Origin of the sequence: Stenotrophomonas aracearum (genome assembly GCF_031834615.1) — a bacterium.
GTDB classification, from domain to species: Bacteria; Pseudomonadota; Gammaproteobacteria; order Xanthomonadales; family Xanthomonadaceae; genus Stenotrophomonas; species Stenotrophomonas aracearum.
In genome coordinates this window covers 777,211-789,543 of sequence record NZ_CP115543.1, presented here as the reverse complement: position 1 = coordinate 789,543, position 12,333 = coordinate 777,211, and the positions used below count along the sequence as shown (strand labels likewise).

The window sequence follows — 12,333 nt, the reverse complement described above, 5'->3', positions numbered from 1 at the left end:
CTCACAGGTTACGGCGCAGGCGCTTTCAGCAGGGGTTTGAGCAGCGGCCAGACGTTGTCCAGCACCTGCGGTTGCGCAGCGGCGGTGGGGTGCAGGCCGTCGGACTGCATCAGGCCGGGCTTCAGCGCGACCCCTTCCAGCAGGAACGGCAGCAGCGGCACCTTGTACTGGCTGGCCAGCCCCGCGTAGGCCTGGCGCAGGCGGTCGCGGTAGGCCGGGCCGTAGTTGGGCGGCACGTCGATGCCGAGCAGCAGCACCCGGGCCCCCGCCTTCTGACTGGCCACGATCATCTTTTCCAGGTTGCCGCGCAGCTGCGCCGGAGTCAGCCCGCGCAGGGCGTCGTTGCCGCCCAGTTCGATCACCACCACCGACGGCCGATGCTTTTCCAGCAGCGCCGGCAGGCGGGTCAGCGCGCCCGCCGTGGTCTCGCCGCTGATGCTGGCGTTGATGACCGCCGGCGGCGGTTTGAGCTGCTGGTTGACCCGTTGCTGAAGCAGGTTCACCCAGCCGGAAGCGGCCGGGATATTGTGGGCGGCACTGAGGCTGTCGCCGACCACCAGCACCGCGTTGCGGGTATCGGCACCTTTGGCACACGCCAGCGCAGGCAACAGCAGCAATGCTGCCAGCAGCCACATCATCCGGGCCACATGGCCCATCCTTGCTCGGTACATTGGAGAATCCTCATCGACAGCCTGTCCCCCCGCAGCGCGTCCGTCGCCATCGCCGCCCACAACGTGGGCAAATCCGCGCGTGGCCCGGAGGGTGAAGTCCACATACTGGACAACATCGACATGACGGTACATGAAGGCGAGAGCGTGGCGATCGTCGGTGCGTCCGGATCGGGCAAGACCACCCTGCTCGGCCTGCTGGCCGGACTGGACCTGCCCAGCCGCGGCGAGATCGACCTGGCCGGGTCCCGCCTGGGCACTCTGGACGAAGAAGCGCGCGCGCAGCTGCGCGCGCGCGAGGTCGGCTTCGTGTTCCAGAGCTTCCACCTGCTGCCGGCGTTGACCGCCGAGGAAAACATCGCACTGCCGCTGGAACTGGCCGGGCGCGAGGATGCCGCGCGGGTGCGCGAGGTACTGGAACAGGTGGGGCTCGGCCATCGTGCGCGGCACTACCCGCGCCAGCTCTCCGGTGGCGAGCAGCAGCGCGTGGCGCTGGCGCGCGCGTTCGTGGCGCGGCCGCGGATCCTGTTCGCCGACGAACCCACCGGCAGCCTGGACCAGGCCACCGGCCAGCAGATCAGCGACCTGCTGTTCGCGCTCAATGCGACCAGCGACACCACCCTGGTGCTGGTCACCCACGACCTGCGCCTGGCCCAACGCTGCGAACGCATCTACCAGCTCGACGGCGGCCGCCTGGTCGACGCTGCCGGCGTGCGCGCATGAACGTGATCCGGCATGCGGCGCGCGCGCTGCGCCGCGAGTTCCTGGCCGGCGACCTGCTGACCGTGTTCGCCGCGCTGGTGCTGGGCGTGGCGGTGATGACGGCGGTGGGCACGCTGGTCAACCGGGTCACACTGGCCCTGACCAGCAGCGCGGCGGAAATGCTCGGCGGCGACCTCGGCCTGGGCGGGCGCGAAGACGTGCCGCAGGCGTTCGCCGACGAAGCGCGCGCGCGCGGGCTGGCCAGCACGCGCATGGTCAGCTTCCCCAGCGTGCTGTTCCATGGCGACGACAGCCAGATGGCCAACATCAAGGCGGTCAGCGACGGCTATCCGCTGCGTGGCGAGCTGCGCGTGAGCCGGGCGCCCGGGGCACCGGATGAAGTGGCCGGTACCCCGCCCGCCGGCGAAGCCTACGCCGATCCGCGCCTGATGCAGGCGCTGGGGCTGAAGGTGGGCGACGCACTGGAGTTCGGCGCCGGAACGCTGACCGTGACCCGCATCCTGCAGGCCGAACCGGACACCTCGGGCGAGCTGATGCAGCTCTCCCCGCCCCTGCTGGTCAACCGGATCGACGTGGACCGTGCCGGACTGCTCGGTCCGGGCAGCCGCGCGTCGTACCGGATGATGTTCGCCGGCGACAGCGCGGCGATCGCCGACTTCCGCGGCTGGCTGCAGCCGCGCGCCAAGGGCCTTCGCATCGTCGGCATTGCCGACGCGCAGCGCGGCGTGCGCGGCGCGTTCGACCTGGCCGGCCGCTTCCTGTCGCTTGCCGCGCTCCTGGCGGTGCTGCTGGCCGGCGTGGCCACGGCGCTGGCGGCCAACCGCTTCGCGCTGCGTCGGATCGACCAGGTGGCGGTGCTGCGCTGCCTGGGCGCGCGCCAGCGCGACATCCTGAGCGCGATGGCGCTGCAGTTGGTGCTGCTGGCGATTCCGGCCTGCGTGGTCGGCGTCGGGCTTGGCATGGCCGCGCAGGCCGGGCTGGTGCAGGCGCTGGGCGGGCTGATTCCCGGCCGGCTGCCGCTGCCGCAGGCCACGCCCGCGCTGACCGGCGCCGGGATCGGGCTGGTGCTGCTGCTGGGCTTCGGCCTGCCGCCGCTGCTGCGGCTGCGCCGGGTGCCGCCGATGCGCGTGCTCAACCGCAGCTTTGCCGCGATGCCGCCGAGCTCGCTGCTGGTTTACGCGGCTGCGCTGGCGGCTACGGTGGCGCTGACCGTGCAGGCCACCGGCGACGTACGGCTGGCGGCGTGGGTACTGGGCGGGCTGGCCGCGCTGGCACTGCTGGCCGGCGCCGCCGGTGCGGCGCTGCTGTGGCTGCTGCGCGGCCTGCAGCCGCGCCTGCGCGGGCGCTGGAAGCTCGGTCTGGCCGCGCTGACCCGGCGCCGCAGGCTGGCGGTGATGCAGCTGGTGGGGCTGTCGCTGTCGCTGTGCGCGTTGCTGCTGCTCTCGGTGATCGGCCCGGGCCTGCTGGCGCAGTGGCGCGACCGCCTGCCCAGCGACACCCCGAACTATTTCCTGATGAACATCCAGCCCGAGCAGCGCAAGGCGGTGCTGGATGCGCTCAACGGCCTGGGCGTACAGGCGCCGGGGATCGAGCCGTTCAGTACTGGCCGGCTGCTGGCGGTCAACGACCGGCCGCCGCAGCGCCAGGCGCGCGAAGACAACAGCAACGATGACGACGACGCCAACCGCCCGGTGAATTTCTCCTGGCGGCACGACTTCCCGCCGGCCAATACGCTGCTGTCGGGCACGTACTGGGCGGCCGGCAGCACGGCGGCGGAAGCCTCCATCGAGGAAGGCTGGGCCGAGCGCTACGGCATGAAGCTGGGCGACACGGTGACCCTGCAGATGGGCGAGCTGGAGCGTCGCTTCACCGTGACCAGCATCCGCAAGGCCGACTGGGACTCGTTCCGGGTCAACTTCTTCCTGCTGCTCAATGAGGGCGCGGTCGGCGATGCGCCGTACAACCTGATCACCGCCTTCCACCTGCCGCGTGCGCAGGCGCCGGCGCTGGCCGGGCTGACCCGCGACTACCCGAACATCTCGCTGCTGGACATCGACAGCATCCTGCAGCGGGTGCGCGAGGTGGTCGACCGGGTCACCCAGGCGGTGCAGCTGGTGATGGGCTTCAGCCTGCTGGCAGGGGTGCTGGTGCTGCTGGCCGCGCTGCAGGCCACGGCGGGCGAGCGCCGGTACGACAGCGCGGTGCTGCGCACGCTGGGTGCCACCCGCGCCCAGTTGCGCGGGGCGGTGCTGGTGGAGTTCGGGGCGCTGGGGCTGTTGTCCTCGCTGCTGGCGGTGGGCACGGCGGCGCTGCTGGGCAGCGTGGTGGCCAAGCAGGTGTTCGAATTGCAGCTCAGCCCGCCATGGGGTGCGCTGCTGCTCGGAGGTGCGTTGGGCGTGGCGCTGAGCATGTTGGCGGGCTGGTGGGGTACGCGCAGGATCCTGCATACGCCGCCGGCGCTGGCCCTCCGCGAGGCGTGATTGGGATTGGGCGCGTAGTGCCGGCCGCTGGCCGGCTCCTCGCGCAGCCGATCCCGCTTGGAGCCGGCCGGCGGCCGGCACTACGATTTGTTGTTCCTACCTGAGATCTTCCGATGCCCGGCCCGTCGTTTACCGCTTATCTGTATCCCGTGTTGCTGCTGCTGGGCAGCAACATCTTCATGACCTTCGCCTGGTACGGGCACCTCAAGTACAAGAGCGCGCCGTTGATGATGGTGATCCTGGTCAGCTGGGGCATTGCGTTCTTCGAGTACTGCCTGCAGGTGCCGGGCAACCGGCTGGGCAGCGCGGTGTACTCGGCCCCGCAGTTGAAGGGCATGCAGGAAGTGATCACGCTGGTGGTGTTCGCGGTGTTCTCCGCGTTCTACCTGGACCAGCCGTTGAAGTGGAACCACTACGCGGCGTTCGGGCTGATCGTGGTGGCAGCGTTCCTGATGTTCAAGGAATGACGGCCGGCGCCTTTTCCACCCACTGCTTGAACACGGCGTCGATCTGCGCGTCGTTCACCTTCTTGCCGTCCTGCAGGTCCTGGGCCTGGGTGAACAGCGGGATGATCATCGCCATGCCGTCCAGCTTGGTCTTCAGGTGCACGCCCGGGGCCTGGCCGAGGAAGCCGTTCCAGTGCGCGCGGACCTTGGCCCAGTAGTCGGCGGTGGCAGTCCAGTAGTCGTAGGCCGGTTTGAAGTCCACGTCGGTGGTGCGGTTGTAGTCGTTGAAGCCGAACTCGCGGGCGATCTCCTGCTGGCTGCCGTCGGCGCCGCGCAGGATCTTGGTGTTGAACTGCTCGTGGGTCCAGCCGTTGGGCGTGAGCGTGTGGCGATTGACCACGGCCAGCGCGTTGTAGTCGCTGCGGCGGGTGTACTCGCGGCGCGGCAGCGGGCGCCAGCTGAGGTCGCTGGTCCAGGTGGCGACGTTGTTGCTGTAGTCCCAGCGGCCGGTACCGCAATAGCGCGGGGCATCGCTCACTTCGTACACGCACTGGGTCCAGGCGCCCGCGTTCACCGCCGGGTCGATCGTGCGCACGTGCCAGGTCTGGTCGGCGCTGAACTCGAAACGGTTCGGTGCTTCATACACCCAGTCCTGCCGCCAGTGCTTGGTCACATGGCCGCTCTTGCCGTCCACCAGCAGGTGCTGCAGCACGATCCGCTTCGGGCTGTCTTCGACCACGATCACCACTTCGTTGCCACCGCTGCGCACGGCCGGCGCGCGCTCGTAACCGGGCTTGAGCAGCACGGTTTCGTCGAACGCGAAGTCGACGATGTACTCGCCCTTCATCGCCAGGATGCTGGCGTGGTCGCGCTGCAGGTCGGAGGGCTGGGCGTGGGCGATGCCGCTGGCGGCAAGCAGCAACCACGCGCTGGCTGTCTGGAATTTCATCTACGAAGTCTCGTCAGGAATGTCGAATGGAAGAAAGGTGAAGCAGCGGTACCACGTTGGAATCATCGACCCACAGCTCGCCGTCGGCACCCTCGACGCGCGCGATGCGGCGCGCGGCGGTGGCGCCCAGCGCCGACAGCGAGGCCACGCTGGCGGCCAGGCCCGGCGCGTCGCCGGCGTGCAGGCGCAGCGCGCACATCCGCCACGGTTCGCCGCCCAGCCGGGTGGCCAGGCGCCGCCACAGGCGCTCGGCAACGCCGCCGTCGTTGGCCGGTTCCGGTCGAGCCGGGAACGCCGACACCAGCCGGTCCCAGGCCAGGAAGTCGCTGTCGGGCAGCAGGTACAACCGCCAGCAGCAGCGGCCGCGGGCATCGGCGAAGCACAGGCTTTCGCGGATGCCTTCGCTGTCCATGCCCTGGCAGGCGTGCGCGGAAACGGCGTGTTTCCAGCCGCCCAGCTCGCTGCTCTCGGGGCGGTACAGGCACAGCACCGTGCCCAGTGCCGCCAGCTGTTCCGGGGAAGGCAGCTGGCCAGGGCGCAGGTACCGGTCGGGGGTTCGCAGTGCGGAAAGGGCTCGGCTCATGAGGGGCTACCAGCTGACGGCGAGGCTGGCCGAGACGTTCCGGCCAGGGTTGGTGTAGCGGTCGATCACCGTGCTGTTGGTGGCCAGCGTGGAGGTGATCGAGGAGTAGTCGATGTACTTGCGGTCGCCGAGGTTGAACACGCCGACGTTGATCTTGGCGCCCGGCGCGAAGTCCCAGTGCGCCATCAGGTCGAGCACCCCATAGCCGGCCGGGCGGAACGCGGTAGCGACGGGCATGCGGTCCTTGCGCTGGGCGAAGGTGCCGGCCAGTTCCACGCCCCAGCTGTCACGGTCGTAGGCCACGCCCAGCGTGCCGCGCAGCGGATCGATCGACGCCAGCGGCACGTCTGCGGTCTTGTCGGTGCCGCGCGACCAGGCCACGGCGCCATTCAACGACCAGCCCGCCATCGCTGCGCTGAGCTCGCCGAAGTCGACGCCTGCCTTGAGCTCGGCACCGTAGATTTCCGCGTCGGCGATGTTCTGCGACTGGAACACGATCAGGCCCTGCGCGTTGACGCCGACCTGGCGCTGCGACTCGATGAAGTCCTTGTAGTCGTTGTAGTAGCCGCTCACGCTCACGTACGCGGCCGGGCTCAGGAAGCGAAGGCCCAGTTCCAGCCCGTCGCTGGTTTCCGGCTTCAGGTCCGGGTTCGGAATGGCGGTATACCCGAACATGACGTTGGTGAAGCCCAGGTTGACGTCGTTGTACGGCGGCGAGCGGAAGCCGTGCGAGTAGCCGGCAAACAGCGACCAGTCGTCGGCGAAGCGCCAGACCATGCCGAGCTTCGGCGACACACTGGTCTTGGTCAGGTCAGACACGGCCATGCCGGGGTTGTCGGCGGCGAAGATCGGGTCCACGTCCGGGCGCAGTTCGTAGTGGTCCACGCGCACGCCGGGCACCAGCGACAGGCGGCCGTCGGCGAAGCGCATTTCGTCCTGCACGTACAGGCCCAGCTCGGTGGTCTTGCTGATCGGGAAATCGCGGACCGGGAACGCATCGGGCAGGATGGTGGTGCTGACCTGGCCGTTGGCCAGCACCTGGTAGCCGTCGCGCTTCTGGCGGGTTTCGGTCCAGGTGCCGTCGAAGCCGTAGGTCAGCGCATGCTCCACGCTGCCGGTTTCGAGCGCCTTGTGGAAGGCAGCCTGCAGGCCGTACACGCGCTGGTCGAAGTTGAACTCGCGGTGGCGGGTGCTGCGGTTGGCGCGCGCCTCGTCGGTGCGCTGGGTGGTCTCGCTGTCCTGCCGATACAGCTGCCAGGACAGGCTGTCGGCGAAGGCGGCGCCCACGTTGTCCATCTCGTGGGCGAACGACACCCGTGCCCGGGTCTGGTGGTCGCGCGCCTGCATGCCGGTGGTGGTGGTGCGGTCGATCGCCGACAGCACGTCGGTGTCCACGCTGTCCTCGTTGCCTTCCACGGTCAGGCGGAAGCGCTGGTCGTCGCTGGGCGCGTACACCAGCTTGCTGAGCACGCTGCGGCCGTCACGGTCCTGCGGATTGGCGGCGGTGCGAGTGCGGTCCTTGCTGCGCACATCGCCCATGCTTTCGGTTTCCTGGCCCTGGCGATGGTTGACGTTGACCATGCCGCTCCAGCGCTCGCCACCGAACGCGGCGGTAGCGCTGCCGAGCAGGCCGTTCCACTCGCCGTCGTAGCCGAACTTCAGGCCGACATAGCTGTGCTTGTCGTCCTTGAGGTAGTCGGCCGGGTCCTTGGTGACGAAGGCCACCACCCCGCCGAGCGCGTCCGAACCGTACAGCGCGCTGGCCGGTCCGCGCACGATCTCGACCCGCTTGAGCGTTTCCAGATCGGTGAAGTTGCGGTTGGCGTCGGAGAAGCTGCCGATGCTGAAGGCCTTGGGCATGGCGATGCCGTCGGTCTGGATCAGCACGCGGTTGCCGTCCAGGCCGCGGATGCGGAAGCCGCCCAGGCCGAAGCGGGCCGGGCTGCTGGTCACCGAGATGCCCGGCTCGTAGCGCACCAGGTCCTTGATGTCGCGCACCAGGTGGTTGTCCAGCTGCTCGCGGTCGATCACGTCCACCGTGGCGGCGACGTCGCTGAGCGCGCGTTCGGTGCGGGTGGCGGTGACCTGCACGCGGTCGAAGTCGCGCGCGGCGGTGCCCGCGTCGGGGCTGGCGGGGGCGGCGGCCTGCACGGCGACAGGCAGGGCGAGGCAGACGGCAATACTCAGGGCAGTCGGACGGATCATGGGTTGGCAGGGTCGGCTGGGCACGGAAGGAGACCCCCGACCGGCGCCGGGACCCGAAGGTCGCAGGCGACGTGCCGAGGGGGAGAGAGCGGTGCAGGACGGCGGGCCAGGGGGCGTCGCGCGGCCGCGCGGACGCACCCCGTGGGGGAGGCGGGCCGTTATTTGGTGAGGATCAGCTTGTCGTTGCTGGTGTGGCGCAGGCGATAGAAGCGGTCGCCGTGCTGGATCAGGATTTCGCGGCGACCCTTGAGCAGGGCCTCGCTGTCGATCACTTCTTCGGCCGGGACCGCGCGGACCGGGCGGTCGCGCAGGGTCAGGGTTTCGGGGCGCAGCAGTACAGCGGCTTGAGTGTTCATTGTCTGGACTCGTGCGAGGGACGAGTCAAATGATAATGATTCTCAGTTGACAATCAACAACCATTCTCGTTTTGATTGAAGATATTTATGATCGATTTCGCGTTTTCGATAGATGCAGCCTATCGGTAGAGCCACGCCCTGCGTGGCTGCACCGTGTCATCAGGCGCCGCGTCAGCCACGCAGGGCGTGGCTCTACCGGAAGGTGGCCTCTACCTTGGCCCAGTCTGCTTCCGACACCTGCTCCAGCAGGTCCAGCGCGCCCAGGTTCTGCTCCAGCTGGCTGACCCGGCTGGCGCCGAGGATCACGCTGGAGACGTTCGGGTTGCGCAGGCACCAGGCAATCGCCAGCTGCGCCGGGGCGTGGCCCATCTCACTGGCCAGCGCGGTGTAGGCGCGCACCCTGTCCAGCCGCTGCTCGGCCGCATCGCCCAGCACCAGGTCCTTCAGCCAGCCCATCTGGCCCTGCCCCAGCCGCGAGTCCGGATCGAACCCGCTGTTGTACTTGCCACTGAGCAGGCCCGAGGCGAGCGGCGAGAAGATCGTGGTGCCCAGGCCCGGGTCGGCATACAGCGGCGCGTACTCGCGCTCGACCCGCTCGCGGTGCAGCAGGTTGTACTGCGGCTGCTCCATGGTCGGCAGGTGCAGGGTGTGGGCGCGGGCGAAGTCCACCGCCTCCTGGATCTGCGCGGCCGACCACTCCGAGGTGCCCCAGTACAGCACCTTGCCCTGCTGGATCAGCGTGTCCATCGCCCGCACCGTCTCGCCGATCGGCGTGTCCAGGTCCGGGCGGTGGCAGTAATACAGGTCCAGGTAGTCCACCCGCAGGCGCTTGAGCGCGGCATGGCAGGCATCGGTCACGTGCTTGCGCGACAGCCCGTGCTGGGTCGGCCGCGGGTCGTCCACCGCGCCGAAGAACACCTTGCTGGACACGCAGAACCCGTCGCGCGGCAGGCGCAGGTCGGCGATCACATCGCCCATCACCTGCTCGGCGCGGCCGCGCGCATAGCCCTCGGCATTGTCGAAGAAGTTGATCCCGTGGTCCCAGGCGCAGGCGACCAGGTTGCGGGCCTCGTCACGGCCGATCTGGTCGCCGAAGGTGACCCAGGCCCCGAACGAAAGGGCCGACAGCTTCAGGCCGGACGAGCCCAGGCGGCGGTAATGCATGTGATTCTCCTGCGGAAAAGGGAAAACTGAACGCGTTGGGCTGCGCCGGAACGCTGCCCGGACGTGGCCTGACAGTGTAGCCGGGCCGGCCGCCCCCCTTGCCGTTGCTTGCCCGATCGCGGCCAATCGCCTCCCACACACCGCTTTTCCTTGCTCCGCCCCTGCCGCTGCTCTAGGCTTCCCGTTTTTCGCGGCGCCCCAGGGGGAGTCTCATGGTCGAAGGTTTGGGCAGGATTGGCTTCGGCCTCTTTGGGTTGGCAGTGCTGATCGGCATTGCCTGGCTGTTCTCGAACAACAAGCGCGCCGTCGACTGGCGCCTGGTGCTGACCGGCATCGTGCTGCAGGTCGCGTTCGCCGCCATCGTGCTGCTCGCACCGGGTGGCCGCGACGTGTTCGACGCGCTGGGCAAGGGCTTCGTCAAGATCCTGAGCTTCGTCAACGAAGGCTCCGGCTTCATCTTCGGCAGCCTGATGGACACCAGCAAGTTCGGCTTCATCTTCGCCTTCCAGGTGCTGCCGACCATCATCTTCTTCTCCGCGCTGATGGGGGTCATGTACCACCTCAACGTGATGCAGCAGATCGTCAAGGCCATGGCCTGGGCGATCACCAAGGTGATGCGCGTGTCCGGCGCCGAAACCACCAGCGTCTGCGCCAGCGTGTTCATCGGCCAGACCGAAGCCCCGCTGACCGTGCGCCCGTACATCGCGAAGATGACCCAGTCCGAACTGATCACCATGATGATCGGCGGCATGGCCCACATCGCCGGCGGCGTGCTCGCCGCCTACGTCGGCATGCTCGGCGGCAGCGACCCAGTGCAGCAGGCCTTCTACGCCAAGCACCTGCTGGCCGCCAGCATCATGGCCGCCCCGGCCACCCTGGTCGTGGCCAAGCTGCTGGTGCCCGAGACCGGCACCCCGCTGACCCGTGGCACGGTCAAGATGGAAGTCGAAAAGACCTCCAGCAACATCATCGACGCCGCCGCCGCCGGTGCCGGCGACGGCCTCAAGCTGGCCCTGAACATCGGCGCCATGCTGCTGGCCTTCATCGCCCTGATCGCGCTGCTCAACGCCCCGCTGACCTGGTTCGGCGAAGTCACCGGCCTGCAGGCCATGATCGGCCGCCCGACCGACCTCTCCACCATCTTCGGTTACCTGCTGGCCCCGATCGCCTGGGTGATCGGCACCCCGTGGGCCGATGCCACCACCGTCGGCTCGCTGATCGGCCAGAAGGTCGTCATCAACGAATTCGTCGCCTATTCCAAGCTCTCGGAAATCGTCAACGGCCAGGTCCCCGGCGTGTCGCTCTCGGCCGAAGGCCGCCTGATCGCCACCTACGCCCTGTGCGGCTTCGCCAATTTCAGCTCGATCGCCATCCAGATCGGTGGTATTGGTGGTCTGGCCCCGGAACGCCGCCACGACCTGGCCAAGTTCGGCCTGCGCGCCGTGCTCGGCGGTACCATCGCCACCTTCATGACGGCCACCATCGCCGGCGTGCTGACGCATTTCAGCTGATATCCGCTTTAGAGAAACAAACTTTATGAGTAGCAGTGTCGTCGTTGTCGGTTCCTTCAACGTGGATCATGTCTGGCGTTGCGAGTCGCTCCCGGCCCCGGGCGCGACCATTGCCGGCCGCTACAGCACCGGCCCCGGCGGCAAGGGCTTCAACCAGGCCGTGGCCGCCCGTCGCGCCGGCGCCCCGACCACCTTCCTGTGCGCCCTCGGCGATGACGCCGGCGGCGCCATGGCCCGTGGCCTGGCCGACCAGGACGGCTTCGCCCTCAGCGCCGAAGCCAGCACCGAGCCCACCGGCACCGGCGGCATCTACGTCGATGCCCGCGGCCGCAACACCATCGTGATCGGCCCCGGCGCCAACGCCGCCCTCAGCACCGCCTACATCGAACAGCAGCGCAGCCTGCTCGGCGGCGCCAAGGTCGTCCTGGCCCAGCTCGAGTCCCCGGTCGAAACCATCGAAGCGGCCCTGGCCATCGCCCGCGACGCCGGCGTCACCACCGTGCTCAACGCCGCCCCCGCCGACGCCCCCTCCAGCATCGGCCTGCTCAAGCTCGCCGACATCCTCACCCCCAACGAAACCGAGTTCGCCGCCCTGCTCGGCCGCCACGTCGGCGAGCGCATCGACGCCGACGACGTCGCCGCCCTCGACGGCGCCAGCCTGCACGCCCTGTGCCGCAAGCTGGTCGGCAACGGCACCGTCGTCGTCACCCTCGGCGCCGTCGGCGTATTCGTCTCCCACGCCGAAGAAACCCTGCGCGGCGACACCCAGCCCTACTACCGCGTAGGCGCCGAACAGGTCCAGGTCGCCGACACCACCGGCGCCGGCGACGCCTTCAACGGCGCCCTGGTCGCCTCCCTGGCCCAGGACCCCGACGCAGCATTCGCCCGCCACGTCCGCTTCGCGAACCAGTTCGCCGGCAAGTCCACCGAAAAGGAAGGCGCAGCAGTAGCCATGCCGCACTTCACCCCGGCAGACGTCTAAAAGAGCAAGCAACCGTAAAACCAAAAACCGGCGCAATGCGCCGGTTTTTTTATGCCTTTGCCTTTGCCTTGGCCTTGGCCTTGGCCTTCCCCACCGTCACCCATACGGTCTCGAGGGTAGGTCGGTATGGGTTTGTGGGGGAATGAGCCGCATGGATGCGGCGACTTAGCCCCCATGGAAGGGTTCACGGCGTCCCCCACGAACCCATACCGACCTGCCCAGCCAGGCGACCCCGCAGAGCCGACGCACTGGCTCTGGCTCTGGCT

General features: G+C 68.8%; 11 protein-coding genes. 5 read left to right on the top strand and 6 right to left on the bottom strand.

The window, feature by feature from the left end; genetic code table 11:
* Positions 1 to 8: 8 nt before the first annotated feature.
* Entirely contained in the window at positions 9 to 671 is a 663-nt protein-coding gene (locus tag PDM28_RS03530) for an arylesterase (protein ID WP_216362405.1), read from the bottom strand.
* 120 nt (positions 672 to 791) lie between these two features.
* On the opposite strand from PDM28_RS03530, the gene PDM28_RS03525 reads away from it, so the two are divergent.
* From PDM28_RS03525 to PDM28_RS03515, 3 genes are all read left to right on the top strand, one after another.
* Positions 792 to 1,391, top strand: a complete 600-nt coding sequence (locus PDM28_RS03525) for an ABC transporter ATP-binding protein (protein ID WP_311183841.1) — start codon at positions 792 to 794, stop codon at positions 1,389 to 1,391.
* Positions 1,388 to 3,871, top strand: coding sequence for an ABC transporter permease (locus PDM28_RS03520; protein ID WP_311183840.1), 2,484 nt, complete (start codon positions 1,388 to 1,390; stop codon positions 3,869 to 3,871). Before PDM28_RS03525 ends, PDM28_RS03520 begins: the two co-directional genes overlap by 4 nt.
* Positions 3,872 to 3,984: 113 nt before the next feature.
* Complete coding sequence (locus PDM28_RS03515; RefSeq protein ID WP_070208963.1) at positions 3,985 to 4,338, top strand: DMT family protein; 354 nt, start codon at positions 3,985 to 3,987, stop codon at positions 4,336 to 4,338.
* Here PDM28_RS03515 and PDM28_RS03510 read toward each other — a convergent pair.
* From PDM28_RS03510 to PDM28_RS03490, 5 genes are all read right to left on the bottom strand, one after another.
* Positions 4,328 to 5,266 carry a DUF6607 family protein gene (locus PDM28_RS03510; RefSeq protein ID WP_311183839.1) on the bottom strand — a complete coding sequence of 313 codons (939 nt, stop codon included), beginning with the start codon at positions 5,264 to 5,266 and terminating at the stop codon, positions 4,328 to 4,330. The genes PDM28_RS03515 and PDM28_RS03510 overlap by 11 nt on opposite strands.
* Positions 5,267 to 5,279: 13 nt before the next feature.
* Complete coding sequence (locus PDM28_RS03505) at positions 5,280 to 5,849, bottom strand: ChuX/HutX family heme-like substrate-binding protein (protein ID WP_102946411.1); 570 nt, start codon at positions 5,847 to 5,849, stop codon at positions 5,280 to 5,282.
* A 6-nt stretch (positions 5,850 to 5,855) separates the two neighbouring features.
* Positions 5,856 to 8,054, bottom strand: coding sequence for a TonB-dependent hemoglobin/transferrin/lactoferrin family receptor (locus PDM28_RS03500; RefSeq protein WP_311183838.1), 2,199 nt, complete (start codon positions 8,052 to 8,054; stop codon positions 5,856 to 5,858).
* Between the two features lie 158 nt (positions 8,055 to 8,212).
* A complete protein-coding gene (gene hemP, locus PDM28_RS03495; RefSeq protein ID WP_068849295.1) occupies positions 8,213 to 8,410 on the bottom strand; it encodes a hemin uptake protein HemP in 198 nt (65 codons plus the stop codon).
* 192 nt (positions 8,411 to 8,602) lie between these two features.
* Positions 8,603 to 9,574 carry an aldo/keto reductase gene (locus PDM28_RS03490; protein ID WP_311183837.1) on the bottom strand — a complete coding sequence of 324 codons (972 nt, stop codon included), beginning with the start codon at positions 9,572 to 9,574 and terminating at the stop codon, positions 8,603 to 8,605.
* 212 nt (positions 9,575 to 9,786) lie between these two features.
* Here PDM28_RS03490 and PDM28_RS03485 point away from each other — a divergent pair, with 212 nt between their 5' ends.
* Both PDM28_RS03485 and PDM28_RS03480 read left to right on the top strand, forming a co-directional pair.
* Positions 9,787 to 11,085 carry a NupC/NupG family nucleoside CNT transporter gene (locus PDM28_RS03485; protein ID WP_311183836.1) on the top strand — a complete coding sequence of 433 codons (1,299 nt, stop codon included), beginning with the start codon at positions 9,787 to 9,789 and terminating at the stop codon, positions 11,083 to 11,085.
* 25 nt (positions 11,086 to 11,110) lie between these two features.
* Positions 11,111 to 12,067 (top strand): ribokinase, encoded by a 957-nt coding sequence (locus PDM28_RS03480; protein ID WP_102946407.1) that lies wholly within the window; start codon positions 11,111 to 11,113, stop codon positions 12,065 to 12,067.
* Positions 12,068 to 12,333: the final 266 nt, after the last annotated feature.

Bases quoted from the DNA above. Each gene is read 5' to 3' on its own strand.
- hemP (WP_068849295.1), bottom strand. From the start codon at position 8,410: ATGAACACTCAAGCCGCTGTACTGCTGCGCCCCGAAACCCTGACCCTG.
- PDM28_RS03525 (WP_311183841.1), top strand. From the start codon at position 792: ATGACGGTACATGAAGGCGAGAGCGTGGCGATCGTCGGTGCGTCCGGA.
- PDM28_RS03480 (WP_102946407.1), top strand. From the start codon at position 11,111: ATGAGTAGCAGTGTCGTCGTTGTCGGTTCCTTCAACGTGGATCATGTC.
- PDM28_RS03530 (WP_216362405.1), bottom strand. From the start codon at position 671: ATGTACCGAGCAAGGATGGGCCATGTGGCCCGGATGATGTGGCTGCTG.
- PDM28_RS03520 (WP_311183840.1), top strand. From the start codon at position 1,388: ATGAACGTGATCCGGCATGCGGCGCGCGCGCTGCGCCGCGAGTTCCTG.
- PDM28_RS03505 (WP_102946411.1), bottom strand. From the start codon at position 5,849: ATGAGCCGAGCCCTTTCCGCACTGCGAACCCCCGACCGGTACCTGCGC.
- PDM28_RS03500 (WP_311183838.1), bottom strand. From the start codon at position 8,054: ATGATCCGTCCGACTGCCCTGAGTATTGCCGTCTGCCTCGCCCTGCCT.
- PDM28_RS03490 (WP_311183837.1), bottom strand. From the start codon at position 9,574: ATGCATTACCGCCGCCTGGGCTCGTCCGGCCTGAAGCTGTCGGCCCTT.
- PDM28_RS03510 (WP_311183839.1), bottom strand. From the start codon at position 5,266: ATGAAATTCCAGACAGCCAGCGCGTGGTTGCTGCTTGCCGCCAGCGGC.
- PDM28_RS03485 (WP_311183836.1), top strand. From the start codon at position 9,787: ATGGTCGAAGGTTTGGGCAGGATTGGCTTCGGCCTCTTTGGGTTGGCA.
- PDM28_RS03515 (WP_070208963.1), top strand. From the start codon at position 3,985: ATGCCCGGCCCGTCGTTTACCGCTTATCTGTATCCCGTGTTGCTGCTG.